This is a genomic window from Pseudomonas sp. MS01C9 (assembly GCF_058202755.1).
Genome location: NZ_CM177073.1, coordinates 2,768,086 through 2,789,871, shown reverse-complemented (window position 1 = coordinate 2,789,871; position 21,786 = coordinate 2,768,086). Strand labels below are relative to the sequence as shown.

At 62.4% G+C, this 21,786-nt stretch carries 21 protein-coding genes; 14 read left to right on the top strand and 7 right to left on the bottom strand.

Annotation, left to right across the window (positions count from 1 at the left end; all coding sequences use genetic code 11):
* Positions 1-6 precede the first annotated feature (6 nt).
* The 7 genes from rfbB (at position 7) to AC1M7R_RS12725 (ending at position 7,179) form a co-directional block, all read left to right on the top strand.
* A complete protein-coding gene (gene rfbB, locus AC1M7R_RS12755) occupies positions 7-1,089 on the top strand; it encodes a dTDP-glucose 4,6-dehydratase (protein WP_490610444.1) in 1,083 nt (360 codons plus the stop codon).
* Positions 1,086-1,961 (top strand): glucose-1-phosphate thymidylyltransferase RfbA, encoded by an 876-nt coding sequence (rfbA, locus tag AC1M7R_RS12750; RefSeq protein WP_072397751.1) that lies wholly within the window; start codon positions 1,086-1,088, stop codon positions 1,959-1,961. The genes rfbB and rfbA overlap by 4 nt, the downstream gene beginning before the upstream one ends.
* Positions 1,958-2,503, top strand: a complete 546-nt coding sequence (rfbC, locus tag AC1M7R_RS12745) for a dTDP-4-dehydrorhamnose 3,5-epimerase (protein WP_072459167.1) — start codon at positions 1,958-1,960, stop codon at positions 2,501-2,503. The genes rfbA and rfbC overlap by 4 nt, the downstream gene beginning before the upstream one ends.
* The gene (rfbD, locus tag AC1M7R_RS12740; RefSeq protein WP_341965517.1) at positions 2,500-3,381 is read left to right on the top strand and encodes a dTDP-4-dehydrorhamnose reductase; all 882 of its coding nucleotides are present in this window, start codon (positions 2,500-2,502) and stop codon (positions 3,379-3,381) included. The genes rfbC and rfbD overlap by 4 nt, the downstream gene beginning before the upstream one ends.
* 109 nt (positions 3,382-3,490) lie before the next feature.
* Positions 3,491-5,299, top strand: a complete 1,809-nt coding sequence (locus AC1M7R_RS12735; protein WP_341965516.1) for a sensor histidine kinase — start codon at positions 3,491-3,493, stop codon at positions 5,297-5,299.
* Complete coding sequence (locus AC1M7R_RS12730) at positions 5,296-6,687, top strand: sigma-54-dependent transcriptional regulator (RefSeq protein WP_072397747.1); 1,392 nt, start codon at positions 5,296-5,298, stop codon at positions 6,685-6,687. The genes AC1M7R_RS12735 and AC1M7R_RS12730 overlap by 4 nt, the downstream gene beginning before the upstream one ends.
* Before the next feature lie 36 nt (positions 6,688-6,723).
* The gene (locus tag AC1M7R_RS12725; RefSeq protein ID WP_072431752.1) at positions 6,724-7,179 is read left to right on the top strand and encodes a YiiD C-terminal domain-containing protein; all 456 of its coding nucleotides are present in this window, start codon (positions 6,724-6,726) and stop codon (positions 7,177-7,179) included.
* 130 nt (positions 7,180-7,309) lie between these two features.
* On the opposite strand, the gene cysQ is transcribed toward AC1M7R_RS12725, so the two are convergent.
* Both cysQ and nudE read right to left on the bottom strand, forming a co-directional pair.
* A complete protein-coding gene (cysQ, locus tag AC1M7R_RS12720; RefSeq protein ID WP_072397745.1) occupies positions 7,310-8,137 on the bottom strand; it encodes a 3'(2'),5'-bisphosphate nucleotidase CysQ in 828 nt (275 codons plus the stop codon).
* On the bottom strand, positions 8,134-8,700 hold the full coding sequence (nudE, locus tag AC1M7R_RS12715; RefSeq protein WP_072397744.1) for an ADP compounds hydrolase NudE: 567 nt from the start codon (positions 8,698-8,700) through the stop codon (positions 8,134-8,136). The genes cysQ and nudE overlap by 4 nt, the downstream gene beginning before the upstream one ends.
* An 88-nt stretch (positions 8,701-8,788) precedes the next feature.
* On the opposite strand from nudE, the gene yrfG reads away from it, so the two are divergent.
* Positions 8,789-9,451 (top strand): GMP/IMP nucleotidase, encoded by a 663-nt coding sequence (yrfG, locus tag AC1M7R_RS12710; RefSeq protein ID WP_072397743.1) that lies wholly within the window; start codon positions 8,789-8,791, stop codon positions 9,449-9,451.
* A 43-nt stretch (positions 9,452-9,494) separates the two neighbouring features.
* Here yrfG and lysM read toward each other — a convergent pair whose 3' ends face one another.
* Positions 9,495-9,935 (bottom strand): peptidoglycan-binding protein LysM, encoded by a 441-nt coding sequence (gene lysM / locus AC1M7R_RS12705; protein ID WP_072397742.1) that lies wholly within the window; start codon positions 9,933-9,935, stop codon positions 9,495-9,497.
* 282 nt (positions 9,936-10,217) lie between these two features.
* Between lysM and AC1M7R_RS12700 the strand changes: the two genes are divergently transcribed.
* From AC1M7R_RS12700 to AC1M7R_RS12685, 4 genes are all read left to right on the top strand, one after another.
* Positions 10,218-11,105, top strand: a complete 888-nt coding sequence (locus AC1M7R_RS12700) for a LysR family transcriptional regulator (RefSeq protein ID WP_072397741.1) — start codon at positions 10,218-10,220, stop codon at positions 11,103-11,105.
* A gap of 92 nt (positions 11,106-11,197) precedes the next feature.
* Entirely contained in the window at positions 11,198-12,037 is an 840-nt protein-coding gene (fdhD, locus tag AC1M7R_RS12695; protein ID WP_123596388.1) for a formate dehydrogenase accessory sulfurtransferase FdhD, read from the top strand.
* Entirely contained in the window at positions 12,034-14,382 is a 2,349-nt protein-coding gene (locus AC1M7R_RS12690; RefSeq protein WP_103894319.1) for an FdhF/YdeP family oxidoreductase, read from the top strand. Before fdhD ends, AC1M7R_RS12690 begins: the two co-directional genes overlap by 4 nt.
* A 205-nt stretch (positions 14,383-14,587) precedes the next feature.
* Positions 14,588-15,067: a glycine zipper domain-containing protein gene (locus tag AC1M7R_RS12685; RefSeq protein ID WP_072397738.1), complete on the top strand. Its 480-nt coding sequence runs from the start codon at positions 14,588-14,590 to the stop codon at positions 15,065-15,067.
* A 65-nt stretch (positions 15,068-15,132) separates the two neighbouring features.
* Here the strand turns inward: AC1M7R_RS12685 and AC1M7R_RS12680 are convergent, their stop codons facing one another.
* Together AC1M7R_RS12680 and AC1M7R_RS12675 are read right to left on the bottom strand one after the other, a co-directional pair.
* Positions 15,133-15,552 carry an acyl-CoA thioesterase gene (locus tag AC1M7R_RS12680; protein WP_072431754.1) on the bottom strand — a complete coding sequence of 140 codons (420 nt, stop codon included), beginning with the start codon at positions 15,550-15,552 and terminating at the stop codon, positions 15,133-15,135.
* A 43-nt stretch (positions 15,553-15,595) separates the two neighbouring features.
* Positions 15,596-16,822: a 3-hydroxyacyl-CoA dehydrogenase gene (locus AC1M7R_RS12675; RefSeq protein ID WP_072431755.1), complete on the bottom strand. Its 1,227-nt coding sequence runs from the start codon at positions 16,820-16,822 to the stop codon at positions 15,596-15,598.
* Positions 16,823-17,137: 315 nt separating this feature from the next.
* On the opposite strand from AC1M7R_RS12675, the gene AC1M7R_RS12670 reads away from it, so the two are divergent.
* The gene (locus AC1M7R_RS12670) at positions 17,138-18,163 is read left to right on the top strand and encodes a S8 family peptidase (RefSeq protein WP_490610483.1); all 1,026 of its coding nucleotides are present in this window, start codon (positions 17,138-17,140) and stop codon (positions 18,161-18,163) included.
* 457 nt (positions 18,164-18,620) lie between these two features.
* Positions 18,621-18,887: a hypothetical protein gene (locus AC1M7R_RS12665; RefSeq protein ID WP_072397734.1), complete on the top strand. Its 267-nt coding sequence runs from the start codon at positions 18,621-18,623 to the stop codon at positions 18,885-18,887.
* A gap of 175 nt (positions 18,888-19,062) precedes the next feature.
* On the opposite strand, the gene AC1M7R_RS12660 is transcribed toward AC1M7R_RS12665, so the two are convergent.
* Positions 19,063-20,604 carry a phosphoenolpyruvate carboxykinase gene (locus AC1M7R_RS12660; protein WP_072397733.1) on the bottom strand — a complete coding sequence of 514 codons (1,542 nt, stop codon included), beginning with the start codon at positions 20,602-20,604 and terminating at the stop codon, positions 19,063-19,065.
* 178 nt (positions 20,605-20,782) lie between these two features.
* Entirely contained in the window at positions 20,783-21,685 is a 903-nt protein-coding gene (hslO, locus tag AC1M7R_RS12655; protein ID WP_072397732.1) for an Hsp33 family molecular chaperone HslO, read from the bottom strand.
* Positions 21,686-21,786: the final 101 nt, after the last annotated feature.

Sequence of the window (21,786 nt, the reverse complement as noted above, 5' to 3'; positions counted from 1 at the left end):
AACCGGATGCGCATTCTCATCACTGGCGGTGCCGGCTTCATCGGCTCGGCTCTCATACGGCATTTGATCCACGATACGGGACATCAGGTCCTGAACTTCGACAAGCTGACCTACGCAGGCAATCTTGAATCCCTGAGTAGCATCGATCATGACAGTCGTTATGAATTCGTACAGGCCGATATCGTCGACCAACCGACTGTCAGCGCGGTGCTGGAGCGGTTCAAGCCCGACGCGATCATGCACCTGGCGGCCGAGTCCCACGTGGATCGCTCCATCGATGGCCCGGCGGACTTCATCCAGACCAATATCGTAGGCACCTACAGCCTGCTGGAAGCGACCCGCGCCTACTGGCAGGCCCTGCCCGAACCCCAGAAGGGCGCGTTTCGTTTCCACCACATTTCCACCGACGAGGTCTACGGGGACCTGCATGGCGTGGACGACCTGTTCACCGAAACCACCGCCTACGCCCCCAGTTCCCCCTATTCGGCCAGCAAAGCGGCGTCCGACCACCTGGTCCGTGCCTGGCAGCGTACCTACGGGCTGCCTGTGCTGCTGACCAATTGCTCGAACAACTACGGGCCGTTCCACTTCCCCGAGAAGCTGATTCCGCTGGTGATCCTCAACGCGCTGGCAGGCAAGCAGCTGCCGGTATACGGCGACGGTCAACAAGTACGGGACTGGCTGTACGTTGAAGACCACGCCAGGGCGCTGCTGAAGGTCGTCACCGAAGGTACCGTCGGCGAGACCTACAATATCGGCGGCCACAATGAGCAGAAGAACATCGATGTGGTACGCAACATCTGCGCGCTGCTGGAAGAGCTCGCGCCACATAAACCCGAAGGGGTGGAGCACTACGCCGACCTGATTACCTTCGTCAAGGATCGTCCCGGTCACGACCTGCGCTACGCCATCGATGCCGGCAAGATCGAACGGGAGCTGGGCTGGACGCCGCAGGAGACCTTCGATACCGGGTTGCGCAAGACTGTGCAGTGGTACCTGGAAAACCTGCTGTGGTGCCGACGTGTCCAGGACGGCAGCTATCAGGGCGAGCGCCTGGGCTCGCTCGACAACAAGGAATCGAATGCATGATGAAGGGCATCGTTCTGGCCGGCGGTTCCGGCACACGCCTGCACCCTATTACCCTCGGCGTGTCCAAACAGCTGTTGCCGGTTTATGACAAGCCGATGATCTACTATCCGATCTCGGTGCTGATGCTGGCAGGCATCAAGGACATCCTGGTGATTTCCACGCCGCAAGACCTGCCGCAATACCGCAACCTGCTGGGCGACGGCAGCCAGTTCGGCGTGCAGTTCAGTTATGCCGAGCAGCCTTCGCCCGATGGGCTGGCCCAGGCATTCCTGATCGGTGAGCAGTTCATCGGCAGCGACCCGGTGTGCCTGATCCTGGGCGACAACATCTTTCACGGCCAGCGCTTCAGCGAGCAGTTGCAGACCGCCGTCAACCGACAGAGCGGCGCGACCGTGTTCGGCTATTGGGTCAAGGATCCGGAGCGTTTTGGCGTGATTGACTTCAACGACGAAGGCCATGCCATTTCCATCGAAGAAAAACCGACCGTACCTAAATCCAGCTACGCGGTGACCGGCCTGTATTTCTACGATAACGACGTGATCCGGATCGCCAAGTCCATCAAACCCTCCAAGCGAGGCGAACTGGAAATCACCGACGTCAACAACGCTTACCTGCAACGCGGCGATCTGCATGTCGAGCGCTTCGGCCGGGGTTTCGCCTGGCTGGACACCGGCACCCACGACAGCTTGCTGGAGGCCTCGCAGTACGTACAGACCATCGAGCACCGACAAGGCCTGAAGGTGGCTTGCCTGGAAGAAATCGCCTACCAGCAGGGATGGGTCAGTCGCGAGCACGTTCTCGAGCGCGCCGGCTATTTCGGCAAGACCGGCTATGGCCAGTACCTGTTCAAGATCGTGGGAGAGACACGTTGAACGTCATCGCCACCCGATTGCCTGGAGTGCTGATCATCGAGCCGAAAGTCTTCGGTGACGATCGCGGTTTTTTCTTTGAGAGCTTCAATGCCAGGGCGTTCGCCGATGCCACAGGCTGTGCCCTGCAGTTCGTCCAGGACAACCATTCGCGTTCGAGCCGGGGCGTATTGCGCGGCTTGCATTACCAGATCGAACAGGCCCAGGGAAAACTCGTGCGGGTCACCGCCGGAGAAGTGCTGGACGTCGCGGTGGACATCCGCCGCAGTTCGCCCACCTTCGGCCAGTGGGCCAGCGCACGTCTTTCGGCGCACAACCAGCGCCAGCTATGGATTCCGCCCGGGTTTGCCCACGGTTTTGTGGTATTGAGCGAATCGGCGGATTTCCTCTACAAGACCACCGATTACTATGCCCCCGCGGCCGAACGCTGCATTCGCTGGGACGACCCGCGACTGGCCATTGACTGGGAGCTCGAAGACACGCCGATCCTGTCGCCCAAGGACCAGAACGGCAAATCCCTGGACGAGGCCGACCTGTTCCCATGACTGCCTCCTTGCGCATCCTGATCATTGGCCGCAACGGCCAGGTGGCTCAGGCGCTTCAATCGCGCCTGGCCGGCACTGCGGAACTGATCGTGCGCGGCAGTGACCAGCTCGACCTGGCGCACCCGGACAACCTGCGGTCCGCCATCACTGCCCTGGGGCCGGACCTGATCATCAACGCCGCGGCCCATACGGCAGTCGACCAGGCCGAGAGCGAGCCGGAGCTGGCATTCGCCATCAACGCCACCGCCCCCGGGATCCTGGCTGGAACGGCGGTCTCCCTGGGCGTCCCGTTGATCCATTACTCCACCGATTATGTCTTCGATGGCCACCGGCGCGAGCCCTACACCGAGGACGACGCGACCAACCCGCTGAGCGTCTATGGACGCAGCAAACTGGCCGGCGAAGATGCGATCCGCCAGGCCGGGGGGCAGTACCTGATACTGCGCACCAGCTGGGTGTATTCCACCAGAGGTCGCAATTTCCTGCTGACCATGCAGCGCCTGCTTCAGGAAAAACCGAGCCTGCGGGTGGTGGCCGACCAGATCGGTGCACCGACCTGGGCGGCCACCATTGCCGACAGCACCGCGAAGCTCATCGAGCGCTGGCAGGCCGGACAGCCTGGCGCCTGGGGCACCTATCACCTGACGGCCCAGGGCGAGACGTCCTGGTTCGGTTTCGCCCAGGCCATCGGCGAACATCTGGCCGAGCAGCAAAAGCCCTGTGCCGTACTCGAACCCATCCCCTCCAGTGCTTACCCGACGCCGGCTCGTCGGCCCCTCAACTCGCGGCTGGATTGCTCGCGACTGCTGCGGGAATGGGGAGTGAGCCAGCCAGACTGGCGAATCGCGTTGCGCCAGTGCCTTGCCGGGCAGACCTAGGCTCTGGCCGAAGAATATCTTTCAGGCAGCGCCGGCTTTGTACGTCGCTGCGCAGGCATTTTCCATTCAAGCCCGGGCATAATGCGCGTGTTCCCACAGGCGCACGTTTATGAACTCCACTCTTCCCCGCAGACCCCGTTGGCGCAGCCTGGCCCTGCTAGCGCTATGCCTGGCACCCTTGCTGTGGCCGCTGGAGCATCTGGCTGAACGTTATTACCGCAGCGAACTGGCCGGGCAGAACCGCCAGACCCTCGATCTGTACGTCGCCAACCTGCTGGGTACGCTGCATCGCTATGAGGTGCTGCCGCAGATCCTCGGCGACCTGCCGGCCCTGCGCGCGGCACTGTCGGCTCCCGACGACAACGTCACCCAAGGCAACGCCAACCAGCTGCTGAAGAACATCAGCGCCCAGAGCGGGGCCGAAGTGATGTACCTGATGGACCCCACCGGCAAGACGCTGGCGGCGTCGAACTGGGACAAGCATGACAGTTTCGTCGGGCGCAATTTCTCCTTCCGGCCGTATTTCATCGAAGCCATGGCCGGGCGCCTGGGACGCTTCTTCGGCCTGGGCACCACGTCGGGCAAGCGCGGTTACTTTTTCGCCGCCGCGGTACGCGACCATGAAAAAGTCATCGGCGTGCTGGTGGTCAAGGTGGATCTGGACCACACCGAAAGCCTGTGGGGCAAGACGCCGGAGCAACTGTTGGTCACCGACCACAACGGCGTGGTCATCCTGACATCTCGGCAGGAGTGGCGATTTCGCGCGACCCGCCCCCTCAGCGACGAGGAGCGCACGGCCATCAGCGCCGTGCAGCCCTACCCGACCCGCGATCCCCAGCCGTTGAACCTGGATGCCAGCGCCTGGCTGACCCAGACCCAGTCCATCGAGGAGACGGGCTGGAGCGTGAGCATTCTCGCCCCTCGTACGCTGATCGACCGGCCAGTGCGCACCGTGGTCGCCACGGGCGGCGCGGCGCTTCTGGTGCTGATGCTGCTGCTCGGATTGATGATGCAGCGCCGGCGCCATTACCTGGATCGGATCGCCTTCGAAGCCAAGGCACGCCACGAACTGGAGGGCCGGGTGGCCGAGCGTACCAGCGACCTGGAAGGGTTGAACCGGCGACTGAGGCAGGAAGTGCTGGAGCGTGAACATGCCCAGCAGGAGCTGGTCCGTGCCCAGGACGACCTGGTCCAGGCCGGCAAACTTTCCGCCCTGGGCACCATGTCGGCCAGTATCAGCCACGAACTCAACCAGCCCCTGGCGGCGATTCGAAGCTATGCCGAAAACGCCGAGATCCTCCTGGACCACCAGCGCACCGAGGACGCCCGGGGCAATCTCAAGCAAATCGGCGAACTGACCGGGCGCATGGCCTCGATCATCGCCCACCTGCGCGCCTTCGCCCGGCGCGACCGCCACGCTCCGGAAAGCGTCGCCCTGCAACCGGCCCTGGACGACGCCCTGGCGTTGCTTGCCAAGCGCCGCCGCAGCATGGAAGTCGAGCTGATCCGTGACCTGCCGGCCGCCACGCTGTGGGTCGAGGCCGGCGAAACCCGCTTGCGCCAGGTGCTGGGCAACCTGCTGGCCAATGCCCTGGATGCCCTGACCGAGAAAGGTCCGCCGCGCAAACTCTGGCTCAGTGCCCAGGCCACCGAAACCGGCGTCACCCTGTACATCCGCGATAACGGTCCAGGCTTCTGCATGGAAGCCCTTGGCCGCGCCAGCGAACCCTTCTACACCACCAAGACCCGTACCCAGGGCCTTGGCCTTGGGCTGGCGATCTGCGAAACCCTGATGCGCGCCTTCGGCGGTGAACTGTCGTTCGCCAACCACAAGGAAGGCGGCGCACTGATCACCCTCAAGCTGCGCGCCGGCGCGCCCGGAGTGAGCCTGCAACCATCCGAGGACCGTAGCGTATGACCATCGATAACCGGATTGAGGTGGTGCTGATCGACGACGATCCCCACCTGCGCCAGGCCCTGAGCCAGACCCTCGACCTGGCCGGGCTGAAAGTCCTGCCCCTGGGCGAGGCCAAGGACCTTGTCGAGCAATTGCCCCGTGACTGGCCGGGCGTGGTGGTCAGCGATATCCGCATGCCGGGTATCGACGGCCTCGAGCTGCTCAACCTGCTGCATGCCCAGGATCCGGAATTGCCGGTGCTGCTGATCACCGGTCACGGCGACGTGCCGCTGGCGGTGCAGGCCATGCGCGCGGGCGCCTACGACTTCCTGGAGAAGCCCTTCCCCAGCGATCACTTGCTCGACAGCGTACGCCGGGCCCTGGCGCTACGCCGCCTGGTGCTGGACAACCGCAGCCTGCGCCTGGCCCTCAGTGACCGTCATGAGCTCAGCGCCCGGTTGATCGGCCAATCGACGCCGATCCTGCGCCTGCGCGAGCAGATCGGCGCCTTGGCCGCGACCCGTGCCGACGTATTGATCCTGGGTGAAACCGGTGCGGGCAAGGAAGTGGTCGCCCGTGCCTTGCATGACCTCTCGGGACGGCGCAACGGCCCGTTCGTGGCGATCAACGCCGGAGCGCTGGCCGAATCGGTGGTGGAAAGCGAGCTGTTCGGCCACGAGCCTGGCGCTTTCACCGGGGCGCAAAAGCGCCGCATCGGCAAGTTCGAGTTCGCCAACGGCGGTACGCTGTTTCTCGATGAAATCGAAAGCATGAGCATGGACGTCCAGGTCAAGCTGTTGCGTCTGTTGCAGGAACGCGTGGTGGAACGCTTGGGAGGCAATCAACAGATCCCGTTGGATATCCGCATCATCGCCGCCACCAAGGAAGACCTGCGCCAGGCCGCGGACCAAGGGCGTTTCCGCGCCGACCTGTATTACCGCCTGAACGTCGCGCCGCTGCGCATTCCGCCGCTGCGCGAGCGGGGCGAGGATACGCTGATGCTGTTCCAGCACTTCGCCAACGAAGCCAGCGCCCGCCACGGGCTGCCACCCCATGAGTTGCAACCTGCACAACGGGCGCTGTTGCTGCGTCACAGTTGGCCGGGCAACGTCCGGGAACTGCAGAACGCGGCCGAACGCTTTGCCCTGGGCCTGGAACTGGCCCTGGATAACAGCGTGCCGGACGGCACCCCGGGGGCACCGGTGGAGATCGTCAGCGGCGGCTTGAGCGAACAAGTGGAAAACTTCGAGAAGACCCTGATCGCCGCCGAACTGGCCCGCCCCCACAGCTCGGTACGCAGCCTCGCCGAAGCCCTGGGCATTCCGCGCAAGACCTTGCACGACAAGCTGCGCAAGCATGGCCTGACCTTTGGCGACAGCAGCCAGGGTGCGGCCGATGAGTCCGATTGAGTTATCGTCATCCTTCTTTCACCCAAGAGGCCTGCAATGAACCGCGACAGTCGCTACCTGGAATCGATCCTGCACCACGACATCCCGCTGACCCGGGACATGGGCCTCAAGGTGCTCGATTGGCAGGCCCGGCAACTGCGCCTGTTCCTGCCACTTGCGGCCAACGTCAACCACAAGAGCACCATGTTCGGCGGTAGCCTGTATTGCGGCGCGGTACTCGGCGGTTGGGGCTGGCTGCACCTGGCCTTGCGCGAGGAAGGCATCGAAGACGGGCATATCGTGATCCAGGAAGGGCAGATCAGCTATCCGCTGCCAGTGACGCGCGATGCGACGGTTGTCTGCGATGCGCCCGAGGAAAAGACCTGGAAACGCTTCCTGGCCACTTACCGGCGCTATGGCCGGGCGCGGCTGGCCTTGCAGACACAGGTGATGAACGTGGGAAGCGATGACACCGCGGTGCAGTTCGAAGGGCAGTACGTGTTGCACCGCTGACATTGAAAAAACACCGCAACACCTGTGACAAGGGGAGTTATCCCGTCGGGGCGCGAAGCAGCCCTGGTTTTTGGGGCGGCTGCGCAGCCCAACGGGGAGCGATCCCCTCATCCGTATGGCCGGAGGTGGCTCAGGAGCGGGCCAGTTCCAGCAATTTGCCCCGCCACGCGGCTTTCGCCGGCAGCGCCAGGAACGACGCATTGAGCAGCGACTCCCGCGGTGGATAGCAGAACACTTCGCCACTCAGGTCCAACACCTCGCCCCCCGCGCCCTCCAGCACGCCCTGGGCGGCAGCGGTGTCCCATTGGGACGTCGGCGCCAGCCGTGGATAGCAATCCGCCGCGCCTTCGGCCACCAGGCAGAACTTCAATGAACTGCCGATACTGGTCAGTTGCAGCTCTCCCAGGCTTTGGCTCAAGCCATCCAGCAGGCGCTCCTGTTCGGGGCTGGTATGGCGGCGACTGGCGACCACGGTAAACGTTTCGCCGGGCACCAGTGCATGACGAACCTCGATGGGCGACGGCTCGCCCCCCTTGTCACCACGCCAGGCACCGAGCCCCGCGCCGCCGACGTAGAAGCGCCCGCTGGTGGGCATCGACACCACGCCAAACACCACCTGCCCCTGCTCGATCAGTGCGATGTTGACCGTGAACTCCTCGCTGCCGGAAATGAACTCCTTGGTGCCATCCAACGGGTCCACCAGCCACCAGCGCTGCCAGCCGGCGCGCAGGTCCTGGGCGATATCGGCGTCCTCCTCGGAGAGGATCGGGATCTGCGGCGCCAGCGCCGTCAGCCCGGCCACGATGACGTCGTGAGCGGCCATGTCCGCCGCGGTGACGGGCGACTCGTCGGCCTTGCGATCAACCTGCACGTTGGCTCGCCAGAAGGGCAGGATCGCCTCACCGGCCTTGAGCGCCAGCTCGATGACAGGGGCCATCAGTGGATGAGGATAATTCATGCCAGGAATGCTCCGCGCTGGGTCAGCAGGTCACGGGCCAGGTACAACGCCGCCAAGGCGCGGCCCTCCGTGAATTGCGGGTTCTGCGCCAGGGCCGCCAGCTCCCGCAGATTGACCTTGTCCACGCGCATCGGCTCGGGCTCGTCGCCCTCCAGCCGTTCCTCGTACAGATCGCTTGCCAGCACCACCTGGATCTTCTGGCTCATGTAGCCGGGCGACAAGGACAGTTCGGTCAGGTGCTCCAGTTGGCGCGCACCGAAACCGGCCTCCTCCTTGAGCTCCCGCTCGGCTGCCGCCAGCACGTCTTCCCCGGGCTCGATCAATCCCTTGGGCAGGGACAGTTCGTAGGCATCGGTACCGCCACAATACTCTTCCACCAACACCGCGTGCTCGGCATCGAGCATGGCCACGATCATCACCGCCCCATACCCGGCGCCCTTGCCCGCCAGGCGCTCATAGGTGCGCTCCACACCATTGGAAAAACGCAGTTTCAGTTCTTCCACGCAAAACAGGCGGCTGGTGGCGACGATCCGTCGATCGAGTATGGTGGGTTTCTGGCGCATAAACGGCTCCCTGGGCGATAGCGGGCTACTATACCCGGCCTATTCTGATTGTTTGTGTCGGATATCCGATTACCGCTGGAGAAGTTTTATGACCTTGTTGCCCTGGCACGAGATCGATACGGTTCTGCTGGACATGGACGGCACGCTGCTGGACCTGCATTACGACAATCATTTCTGGATGGAGCACCTGCCCCAGCGCTACGCCGAACTGCATGGCGTGAGCCGGGCCATGGCCGAAATGGAGCTGCAACCGCTGTTCGAACGCAACGCCGGACAATTGCAATGGTATTGCCTGGACTTCTGGACCGCCGAACTGAAGCTGCCGGTGCGCGAATTGAAGCTGGAGACCGCACACCTGATCGCCTTGCGACCCGACGCCGATACCTTCCTGGCGGCGATCCAGCGAGCCGGAAAGCGGGTGGTGATGATTACCAACGCTCACCGGGACTCGTTGTCCCTGAAACTGGAACGTATCGAGCTTGAGCCTTATTTCGAGCGTTTGATCAGCTCCCATGACTACGGTTTCCCGAAAGAAAATCCGCAGTTCTGGGACGCACTGCAAGCCGACCTGAACTTCGATCCGGCCCGCAGTCTGTTTATCGACGACACCCTGCCGGTACTACGCAGCGCAAGGGATTTCGGCGTGGCGCACTTACTGGCCGTCAGGGAGCCGGACAGCCGCAAAGGCCCCAAGGACACGGGGGAGTTCGAGGCGCTGGAGGATTACCGGGACGTGCTTGTGGGTCTATGACGTCCGTGAAGCGAGGGGACCTGTCCCCTCGCCATGGGCGGTACTATTGCGGGATGCGCAACGTCTGCCCCGGATAGATCTTGTCCGGGTGCTTGAGCATCGGTTTATTGGCTTCGAAGATCTTGTTGTACTGGTTCGCATCGCCATACTCTCGCTTGGCGATGGCGCTGAGGGTGTCGCCTTTCTTCACCGTCACGAACCGCGCAGGCTGCTCCACGGGGCCGGTCACGGTGATCCGGTCTTCGACACTGCCGACATCTTCGATGTTGCCTACCGCCAACAGGATCTTTTCCTTTGCTTCCTGACTTTCGACTTCGCCGGTCACGATGACCCTGTCGCCTTCGATGGTCGCCTGGACGTTCGGATTACCCAACCCGACATTTTCGATGTGCGCTCTCAACTGCTCGCTGGCGTTGGCGTTGCCGGGGGTCAGCAGATCGATCAGTTTTGTGCCTGCTTCCTTTACAAAGTTGAAGATGCTCATGGTGCACGCTCCCTGGGTTTTTGTGTCCAATCGCAAAAAACTGGGCTCTTTGAAATAGGTAAAGGCCAGGCAAGGCGAAACGGGGCGAGGAAGCGGAGCGGACTGGAGTACATGAGCATTCCGATCGGACTCGCGCACGAGCCTCGTTTCAACGCGCCATGGCCGATTGCAGACCTATTTGGGACAGCCTAGTCCAAGCCAGGCGAACCGGGCTGCGGATCGACCAATGACCCGGCCTTGCGCAGGCGCTAGAATCGGGTCTTCCTGCGCCCCGGAGCGAAGATGGACATCAAGCAGCTGAAATTTCTCATTGCACTGGACGAAACCCGCCACTTCGGCCAGGCCGCCGCACGCTGTCACATCACCCAACCGACCTTGTCGATGCGCTTGCGCAGCCTTGAAGAGGAACTGGGCCTGCCACTGGTCAATCGAGGCCAGCGTTTCGAAGGCTTCACCGCACCGGGGGAACGGGTGCTGGCCTGGGCCCGCACGGTGCTGGCGGCCTATGATGGCCTGCAGGCCGAAGCGGCGGCCTGTCGTGGCAACCTGGTGGGCACCCTGCGCCTGGGCATCGTTCCGTTGTCGGACTTCGACCCGCTGTCGATGATGCAGCGCTTGCATACCGAGCATCCCAACCTGCGCTTCGAGCTGTCCTCACTGAGCTCCGAGCAGATCATCGAACAACTGGCCAATAACCGCATCGACCTGGGGATCTCCTACCTGGAACGCCTGGACAACGAGCGCTTCGAGTCCCTGAGTTTCACGCCGACCCGCATGGGCCTGTTGTACGACCAGCGTTTCTTCTACTTTGGTGAACAACCGCTGAGTTGGCAGGCGTTGATCGAACTGCCCCTGGGGATGCTCACCAGCGGCATGCATTTTCGCCAGTCCATCGACCACAGTTTCCACAGTCGAGGGCTGACGCCCAAGCCGCTGTTGCAGACCGATGCGGTGTATCAATTGTTACAAGCTGTGCACGGCGGGCTGTGCTGTGCGGTGATGCCATTGAACAGCGGCATGGACATACTGACCGAAGATTTACGCATGCAGCCCATCGAAGAGGCGCAAACCCTGGTACCGCTTGGCCTGATCATGCGCCGTGGCGCGCCTCGCTCGGCGCTGGCGGAGGCGTGTTTCGCCCTCTATCAGAAATCAGCGGCCATATCTTGATCGACGTCATCTATTGATAGATTGGTAATAGCGATTAGACGTGGCAGATTGCCGCATTTAGTCTAGCCACTATCCAAACCGTCGGTGATGCCATGAAAGCCAAGCCTCCGGTCTGCCCGGTGCCTGCGGTGGAAACGCCCGCGCCCACTGCCAGCCAGAGTTACCGCTACTGCAACCTGGACCACTCCGAATCGGACAGCACAGCGCTGGCCGAGGAAGTGGCGCTGGCGATTGCCTATAACGGCATCAGCCAGGCCGTGATGCTGGTCACGCCCACCGACCTCGAGGATTTCATCGTCGGCTTCAGCCTTGGCAGCGGCATCATCGAAGACCCATCGGACATCTATGACCTGCAGCTGACCGGCGCGGGCTCCGCGCAGTACGCCCAGGTAACCATCGCCAATCGTGCCTTCTGGAACCTCAAGCAACAGCGCCGGCAACTGGCCGGTACCAGTGGCTGCGGGCTCTGCGGGGTGGAAGCCGTGGAACAGGCGCTGCCGGATCTCAAGGTACTGCCTGGCGCGCCGCTGCCGCCGGCGCAATGGCTCGATGGCCTGCGCCAGCGCATCGGCCAGTTCCAGCCCCTGGGACAGCACTGCGGCGCGGTACACGCGGCGCTGTTCATGAATGACCAGGGTGAATTGCTGCTGGGCCGTGAAGACATCGGCCGCCACAATGCCCTGGACAAGCTGATCGGCGCATTGATCCGGCAACGGATCCCGGTAGCCGGTGGCCTGGCGATCGTGACCAGTCGCTGCAGCCTCGAACTGATCCAGAAGGTGCTGCGCGCCGGTATCCAGACCCTGGTCAGCCTGTCGTCGCCCACCGGGCTCGCCGTGCAATGGGCCCGACAACACAACCTCAATCTTATCCACCTGCCACAGAAAAGTGCGCCTCGGGTCTACAGCCCTGCGATGGAGAAACAAGCGTGAGCAATCATCAACAAGCCGACCAGAAACCCGTACCACGCTACAAGCCCTACAAGGGCCCGGCCGGTGGTTGGGGCGCGCTGATCAGCGTCGCTCAAGCCTGGCTGACCAGCGACAACGCGCTGAAGAACATCCGCATGATGCTCAAGACCAACCAGAACGGTGGTTTCGATTGCCCGGGCTGTGCCTGGGGCGACTCGCCGGAAAGCGGCGTGGTCAAGTTCTGCGAAAACGGCGCCAAGGCCGTGAACTGGGAGGCCACCAAGCGCCGTGTCGACGCGGCCTTCTTCGCCAGGCACAGCGTGACCTCGTTGCTGGAGCAGAGCGACTACTGGCTTGAATACCAGGGCCGGCTGACCGAGCCGATGAGCTATGACGCCCAGACCGATCGCTACAAGCCCATCAGTTGGGAAGCGGCGTTTGCCTTGATCGGCAAGCACCTGCAAGGCCTGTCCAGCCCGGACCAGGCCGAGTTCTACACCTCGGGGCGGGCCAGCAACGAAGCGGCCTATCTGTACCAGTTGTTCGTCCGTGCCTATGGCACCAACAACTTCCCCGACTGCTCGAACATGTGCCACGAGGCCAGCGGCGTAGCGCTGTCCCAGAGTGTCGGCGTGGGCAAGGGCACCGTGACCTTCGACGACTTCGAGCACGCCGACGCTATTTTCGTCTGGGGACAGAACCCCGGCACCAACCACCCGCGGATGCTGGAGCCGCTGCGCGAAGCGGTGAAGCGCGGCGCCCAGGTAGTGTGCATCAACCCGCTCAAGGAGCGCGGCCTGGAGCGCTTCCAGCATCCCCAGCATCCGCTCGAAATGCTGACCAATGGCGACAAGCCGACCAACACCGCCTATTTCCGGCCAGCCCTGGGCGGTGACATGGCGATTGTGCGGGGCATGGCGAAGTTCCTGCTGCAATGGGAACGCGAAGCACAGAACACCGGCGCCCCCGCGGTGTTCGACCACGGATTCCTCAACGAGCACAGCACCAACGTGCTGGAGTATCTGGCCGTGGTCGACGATACGCCATGGGAACAGATCGTCGAGCAATCTGGCCTGACCCTGGCCGAGATCGAACAGGCGGCACGCATGTACGCCAAGGGCAAGAATGTGATCATGTGCTGGGCCATGGGCATCACCCAGCATCGCCACTCGGTGGCCACCATCCAGGAAATCGCCAACCTGATGCTGCTGCGCGGCAACATCGGCCGGCCGGGCGCAGGCCTGTGCCCGGTTCGCGGCCACAGTAACGTCCAGGGCGACCGGACCATGGGCATCAACGAGCGCCCACCGGTGGCCTTCCTCGATTCGCTGGAACGGCGCTTCCAATTCAAGGTTCCGCGGGAGAACGGTCACAACGTCGTCGAGGCGATCCACGCCATGGCCGCCGGCCGGGCGAAGGTATTCATCGGCCTGGGGGGCAACTTCGCCCAGGCCACGCCGGACAGCCACCGCACTTTCCAGGCCCTGAGCAATTGCGACCTGACGGTGCAGATCAGCACCAAGCTCAATCGCAGCCATCTGGCCCATGGCAAGCAAGCACTGATATTGCCCTGCCTGGGCCGTACCGACATCGACCGGCAAGCCGAAGGCCCGCAAGCGGTGACCGTGGAAGACTCGTTCAGCATGGTCCATGCGTCCATGGGACAATTGGAACCGCTGTCGAACCAGATGCGCTCCGAACCCTGGATCATCGCCGGCATGGCCGCCGCCACGCTGGGCAACCGTCCGGTGGACTGGAGCTGGCTGGTGGCCGACTACAGCCGCATCCGCAACCTGATTGCCGACACCATCCCAGGCTTCAAGGATTTCAACGAGAAGCTGCGCAACCCCGGCGGTTTCTACCTGGGCAACAGTGCCGGGGCGCGTCGCTGGAATACCCCTTCGGGCCGCGCCAACTTCAAGCCCAACCGCCTGCCGACCGACCTGGTGCATGAACGCACCCGTGCCACCGGCCGGCTGCCGGATTTGATCCTGCAATCCATGCGCTCCCACGACCAGTACAACACCACCATCTACGGCCTCAACGACCGCTATCGTGGCGTGAAAGGTCAGCGCGACGTGTTGTTCGTCAACGAGGCCGATATCATCCGCCTGGGCTTCAAGCCCGGACAGAAGGCCGATATCGTTTCGCTCTGGGATGACGGCCATGAGCGACGGGTCAAGGGCTTTACCCTGCTGGCGTTCGATATCCCCGCTGGACAGGCCGCAGCCTATTACCCCGAAGTGAACCCGTTGGTGCCATTGGAAAGCACTGGCGATGGCAGCCACACGCCAACATCGAAATTCGTCGCGATCCGCCTGGAAGCGGCAAGCGAGGACAGCCTGATCCTGGCCAAGTCGGCCTGAGCACAAAACCCGGGCACAAAAAAGGCCGCTTTACGTGTAAAGCGGCCTGTCCGAAGTAGCTAAAGACCGGCGAAAAATGCTTAAGTTCCGCCCAAAAAACAATAAGTTAGAGAATTGTGCACAAGTCGTGCTACTCGTCGGATTTCGATTGTAACCAAGCGAAGCCAGCCTCAGGATCGCGCCGTCATCCCTTTGAGGCTCCTCTATGAAGTTCTCCTCCATTCTCTTGTTGTCCCTTGGCCTGGTCAGTGGCATCGCCTCCGCTGGTGGTACTACCGAAGCAGGCGTGGGCGGCGCATTGGGCGGGGTATTGGGTTCGGTTGTCGGCCAATCCCTGGGCGGCAGCACTGGCTCGACCATTGGCGCGGCCATTGGCGGCGCAGGTGGCAGTGCGGTCGGTGCGGACAGACACAGCCGTGGCGAAGCAGCCATCGGCGGTGCGTTGGGCGCCGCTGGCGGTAACGTGGTCGGTCGCAACCTGGGCGGCACCACCGGCAGCCTGATCGGCGCAGCCGCGGGCGGTGGTGCCGGCGGCGCGCTGGGCAACTACATGGGCAAGGACGATGACGACGACCGTCATTATGACGGTCGCCGTGGTGACCGCCGCTACTACCGTGACGGCCACCCGGGTCGCGGTCATGCCTATGGGCATCGCAAGAAGCATCATCGCTACTACCGCGACTAACGGCTGACAGACTCCAGCCGTTGAAGATCGCAGCCTCCGCCCGCCGGAGGCTGCGATCTTTCGTTTCAGGCCACCAAACGTTCCAACGCCGTACGCAGCCGCCCTGGAATCGTCACCGGCAGGTTCGACGCCCGGTCCACGAACACGTGTACGAAGCGTCCCGCAGCACAAGCCTCTTCCTCCCCCGCCTTGAACACAGCCAGCTCGTATTGCACCGAGCTGTTGCCCAGCTTGCCGACTCGCAGGCCGACTTCGATCCGGTCGGGAAAGGCGATGGATGCAAAGTAATCGCAGGCCGAACTCACCACGAACCCCACCACTTCCCCGGTGTGGATATCCAGGCCGCCGACCTCGATCAGATAGGTGTTCACCGCCGTGTCGAAAAAACTGTAGTAGGTGACGTTGTTGACGTGACCGTACACATCGTTGTCATGCCAGCGCGTGGTGATGGGATGCAGGTGCGGGTATTCGCTACGTTGGGGCATCGGTTGTCCTTTGCGGTGGTCCAGTGATCGTCGCGCGATGCGGTTACCGCTGCGCAAACCCCTTGTGCTGGGCGGCAAGCTCCCCGATCAGGCGCGCGGGCTGCCAATGATCCCCCTGCTTCGTCTCGAGTTCGAGCAGGCGCGCGTGAATATCCTCGAGCCCTTGCTCATCCGCCCAGGCCATCGGCCCACCCTTTTGCGCTGGAAAACCATAACCGTTGAGATACACCAGGTCGATATCGTGGGCCGACTCGGCGATGCCCTCCTGCAGGATCTTCGCGCCTTCGTTGACCAGCGCCAGGAGACAACGCTCGAGAATCTCCTCGGTGCCGATCTGGCGACGCTGGAAACCCAGCTCTTCGCTGACCCGCTGCACCAGCGCATCCACTTCCACGTCATGCTCGGCCTGCCGGCTACCCGGCTCGTAGTGATAGTAACCGTTGCCGCTTTTCTGCCCGAACCGCCCCAGCTCGCACAATCGGTTATCCACCTGCACCTCGGGCGCGTCCTGGCCTTTGCCCGCCAGCTCCCGGGCGCGCCACTCCAGGTCGATCCCCACCACGTCGTACATGCGGAACGGCCCCATGGCGAAGCCGAAGCCCTGTAGCGCCGCATCGACCTGATGAGGGAACGCCCCCTCCAGCAGCATCTTGCGGGCCTCCAGCACATACGGGTGCAGCATGCGGTTGCCGATGAACCCATGGCAGTTGCCGGAGATCACACTGACCTTGCCCATGCGCTTGCCCAGGGCCAGGGCCGCGTCCAGGACCGCCCTGGAGGTCTGGGCGCCCCGTACGATCTCCAGCAGTTTCATGATGTGCGCCGGGCTGAAGAAGTGCAGGCCCAGCACCTGGGTGGGCCGCTGAGTGGCGGCCGCGATGGCGTCGATGTCCAGCGCCGAGGTGTTGCTTGCCAGGATGGCCTCGGGCTTGAGCAACGCATCCAGGTCTCGAAAGATCTTCTGCTTGAGTTCGAGGTTTTCGTAGACGGCTTCGATCACCAGGTCCACCTCACGAATCGCCGCATAGTCATCGGCCCGTGTCACCCGGGCGACCCGCGCATCGGCCTCAGCCTGTTCGAGACGTCCCTGGCGTACGTTATGGGCGTAGGTCTCGGCCACCGCAGCCAGCGCCTGCTCAAGCATCTGCGGGTTATTGTCGACCCACTGTACCGCCACGCCGGCATTGGCCAGGCACATCACGATGCCACGGCCCATGGTACCTGCACCCACTACGGCGGCGCGCTGAATATCGAAGGGTGTCTGGTTCATGTCTGTTCTCTTGTCAGCGATCCAAAGACAGCCTCCACCTTAGTCAGGCATTGAATCTTTTTGAAATTTATTCGTGTGATGGCGGGCATTCAGCGGATGGATGCGGCTTGCCGGGCACCCTGCACAAACGCGCCGGAGATCGCCACGAAGAGATACAAATCCGGGCACTCTGATGCCTCGTTCCCACGAGACCAGCACGTTAAGGTGCCTTTTCACTTCATGCATGCGCCAGGCAGGAAGCCCGGCGCCCACGACACTTTTTCAAGGAACGAACCATTGTCACCCTTATCGCTCACCTTACGTGCCCTGTTCGTGATGTCAGTCCTGTCGCTGACGGGCTGCCTGACCGTCGCTGAACACACCGACACCGATCCGGGCGTTTTCGAAACAGCGGAATATCATGCCCAGCGAGGCTTGGCGGCGGTCAAGGCTTCCGCCCTCTACGCCCGGGGCGGTACTGGCAAGGATACGGTCGTTGCCTTGATCGACTCGGGGCTCGACACCCGCCAGAAGGAATTCGAGGGCAGGCTGGCCGACCCCGGGTTCGATCATGTCGAAAACCGTCCCGGCACCCTTGACCGTATCGGTCATGGCACACAGATGGCCGGCATCCTCGCCGCCAACAAGGACGGCCAGGGCATGCACGGCATCGCATTCGACGCCCGCTTGATCCCCTTTCGTTTCGGCGACGACAACGAGCCTTTCTTCTTCGACACGCAAATTGCCCGATCCTGGCAAAGCGGCTTCGACAAAGGCGCTCGCCTGTTCAATAACGCCTGGGCCAACGCCATTCCGGCGACTGAAATCAACGAAGCCCGTTACAACCAGGTCATGCCGGACGCCCTGGCCACCGCTCGAAAGCTGGTGCAGGACGGAGCCGTCTTTGTCTTCCCGACCGGCAACGAACTCAAGCGCCAGCCCCTGGCCGAACCCGGATTGCCGGTGGCATTGCCCGAACTGGAAAAAGGCTGGATCGCGGTGGTTGCACTGAATAACGACGGCAGTGCCATCAACGGCAAATCCAACTATTGCGGGGTCGCGGCCGCCTGGTGCATTGCCGTGCCCGGCGGCGACGTCGGCGAAGGACGCGGGCTGCTCACGGTGGGCAAGAACGGTCGCTACGTACAAACCGCGGGCACCTCGCCGGCGACCGCGATGGTCAGCGGCGCACTGGCAGCCCTGCACAGCCTGTATCCCCAGCTCAGTGCGCAACAAGTGCGCGACCATCTGCTGGCAACCGCCAACCGCACGGGCGTCTACGCCAACCAGGAAGCTTATGGCAGGGGCTTGATGGACCTCGACGCAGCCTCCCGACGCCCCCCTGAAACGATGGTTGAATGATCGAACTCCATAAGGAGACCACCATGCCGCACACATTGACCCGCCACATCGCTGTCATCACATGCCTGTTCCTGAGCGCATGCACGAAGCTTCCCGAAGAAGTACCAATGCTTGCGACCCTTGAGGCCCCGATCACAATGTCCTGGGCGGCTTCCTCCCGACTGATTTTCTGCGAGGCCCCTGGCTAGCTGACACCTGATACGGTGGACGTTTTTGACAGCATCGTCGGAAGTAGCCTACCGCTTCCGACGGTGGTCCTACGGCGCATGGGTAGGCACGGGATGATTGTCGAAGGGGAATGGGGACGGATCGAAGAAAACCAGGCAAGCGCATCAAACTGGACTTCAGACGGTGGTAAACGCCCTACACATCCCGTCCCTCCAAGCCATATTGCGGTACCTGATCGGGGCTCTCTATAGTCCCCACACGATTCCAAAATCGTACCGAAGAGGCTCAAATGCAAGTATCCAACCCGCCTTGCGAGCGGTACCAGCAGCTCCACAGCACACCGGCCATGGTCATCGACACCGAGGCCAATCTCCAGCAACTCTGCGATGCCGCCGCCCAACGTATCCGGGCATCCAGCGACCTGCTCGAAACCCTGCATTGCCTGTGCTTCAAGCACGCCGATGTGAAGGATATCCCCAGCATCGTTCACGCCCTTTACCTGTTGGTCCAGGACGGCAGCCAAATGCTCGAAGTCGTGCGGCAAAGAGTGCGTTGAGCCGGATAGTCACCAGGTCTCCTCCCCCCCTTGATGAAGACCCTGCCAGAGTCGATCTTCATCTCCCTGAACCACGGAGCAGCCGTCGAGACATTCACTTCTCCAGGCGCTGGACAAATAGCGGCCATGAAAAAGCCGCCCATGAGGGGCGGCTTTTTCATTCGCAAACCAGGCCTTACAACTGTGGACCGGCAGCCTTGATTGCATCGCTCACTTCGAACTTCTTGAAGTTCTCGATGAACAGGCCAGCCAGCGCCTTGGCAGCTTCGTCGTAGGCGGCCTTGTCGGCCCAGGTATTGCGTGGGTTCAGCAGGCCAGTCTCGACGCCTGGAACGGCCAGCGGCACGTCCAGGTTGATGATGTCCAGGTGCTCGGTTGCGGCACCCACCAGCGCGCCGCTCTGGATCGCTGCGATCACCGCGCGGGTGGTCGGGATGTTGAAGCGCTTGCCGACGCCGTAGCCACCACCGGTCCAGCCGGTGTTGACCAGATAGACCTTGGAACCGAAGCCACGGATACGCTTGATCAGCAGTTCTGCGTATTCGCCGGCCGGACGTGGGAAGAACGGTGCACCGAAGCAGGTGGAAAAGGTCGACTTGATGCCGCTGCCCGACCCCATTTCAGTCGAGCCCACCAGTGCGGTGTAGCCGGACAGGAAGTGGTAGGCCGCTTGCTCTTCGCTGAGGATCGAGACAGGCGGCAGTACGCCGGTCAGGTCGCAGGTCAGGAAGATCACGGCGTTAGGCTCACCGCCGAGGTTTTTCGCCGAACGCTTCTCGACATGCTCCAGCGGGTAGGCTGCGCGGCTGTTCTGGGTAAGGCTGCCGTCGGCGTAGTCAGCCTTCTTGGCTTCATCCAGCACAACGTTTTCCAGCACGGCGCCGTGCTTGATGGCTTTCCAGATTACCGGCTCGTTCTTCTCCGACAGGTCGATGCACTTGGCATAGCAACCGCCTTCGATGTTGAACACCACGCCTTCGCCCCAACCGTGCTCGTCGTCACCGATCAGGTAACGGCTTTCATCGGCGGACAGAGTGGTCTTGCCGGTGCCGGACAGGCCGAAGAACAGGGTCACGTCACCCTCTTCGCCGATGTTGGCGGCGCAGTGCATTGGCAGCACGTCAGCGGCCGGCAGCAGGAAGTTCTGCACCGAGAACATGGCTTTTTTCATTTCACCGGCGTAGCGCATGCCGGCGATCAGGACTTTCTTCTGCGCGAAATTGAGAATGACGCAACCGTCGGAGTTGGTGCCATCACGCTCGGGCACGCATTCGAAGTTGGCGACGTTGAGGATCTGCCATTCCTGGCGACCAGCGGGGTTGTACTGGGCCGGGTTGATGAACAGGCAACGACCGAACAGGTTCTGCCAGGCAGTCTGGGTGGTCATCTTCACCGCCAGGTAGTGCTCGTCGGACGCGCCTACATGAACGTGGGAGACAAAATGCTCTTGAGCGTTGTTGAACGCTTCGACGCGAGCCCACAGGGCATCGAACTTGTCGGCAGGGAATTTGCGGTTGATCGGGCCCCAGGCGATGGCGTCCTGGGTGCTCGGCTCTTCTACGATGAAACGGTCGGCTGGCGAGCGACCGGTACGATGACCGGTACGGACAACCAGCGCGCCAGTATCGGCAAGCTCGCCTTCACCGCGATTCAGGGCTTCTTTGACCAGATCATCGACACTCAGATCGGTGTACACGGTGTTATTGGCTTGCGTCATGAGATTCCCCATCGGCCCGTGGCCGAGTGCTCCAAACGTTTTGTAGTAGGAAGTCGCGCACTACTACCCGAAAAAAGTGCGCCGGATTATGCCAGAAAAGCCCAAAAAAAGTAGGGCCCTCCCGTCAGTACGGCGTAAAACCGTCGTTTGCCAGGAGATTTACCTGAACTGAACCGTTTCAGTGACGAGTATCTGACGGCGACCCGACACCCGCTCCGGCGAACAATTGCGCAACGTCCGCCGCATCGAACAAGTACCGTTCATTACAGAACTGGCAATCGATCTCGACGGCGCCGCCATGCTCGATCACCAGCTGCTGCGCATCTTCCAGACCCAGACTGACCAGCGCATTGCCTGATCGTTCACGGGAGCAACTGCAACGGAAGCGCAACGGCAGGCTGTCGAACAGCCGAACGGCTTCTTCGTGGTAGAGGCGATGCAGGACGGTTTCGTTGTCCAGACCCAGCAGCTCATCGGCAGTCAGGGTATTGGCCAGCGTGGTGAGGTGCTCCCAATTGGCGTCACGCTCCTCCGGGTCACGAATGCGATCGGGGGGCAATTGTTGCAGCAGCAGGCCACGGGCGCGCCGTCCGTCGGCGTACAGCCAGAAACGCGTGTTGGTCTGCTGGGACATGACGAAGTAGTTGGTGAAGCACTCGGCGAGGGTGGCGCCGTCAAGATCGACGATACCCTGGTAGCGCTTGCCTTGGGTCGGGTCGACCGTCAGGGCCAGGACACCGTTGGGCATCAGGTCGGCCAGGGTGGCGTCGGGGGCGATCTGTTCGGCGTGATAGCGGGCCAGTCCACGGATCTCGCGCTCACTGGAGCACTCGATCATCAGCAAAGGCACCGGGCCTTCGGAGCGGGCCTGGAGAATCAGCAAGCCATCGAACTTCAAAGTGCCCACCAACAGTGCCGCGGCCGCCATCAGCTCACCGAGCAATTGCGCGACCGGCTCCGGATAGGCGTGCTTGGCAAGGACTTCGGCGTAACTGCGCTCCAACGCCACCAGGTCGCCTCGGGCGTCGCTGTCATCGAAGATGAAACGTTGGGTGCAATCGTTATCCGGTAAATCAGTCATGAGATCTGGTATCTGAGGTGATGGCAAAGGAATGGGCGGCATTTTATGGCCATTCCGGGTGGCTTCCAAGCAAAGCGCCGGACGGTATGCACAGCATCCAC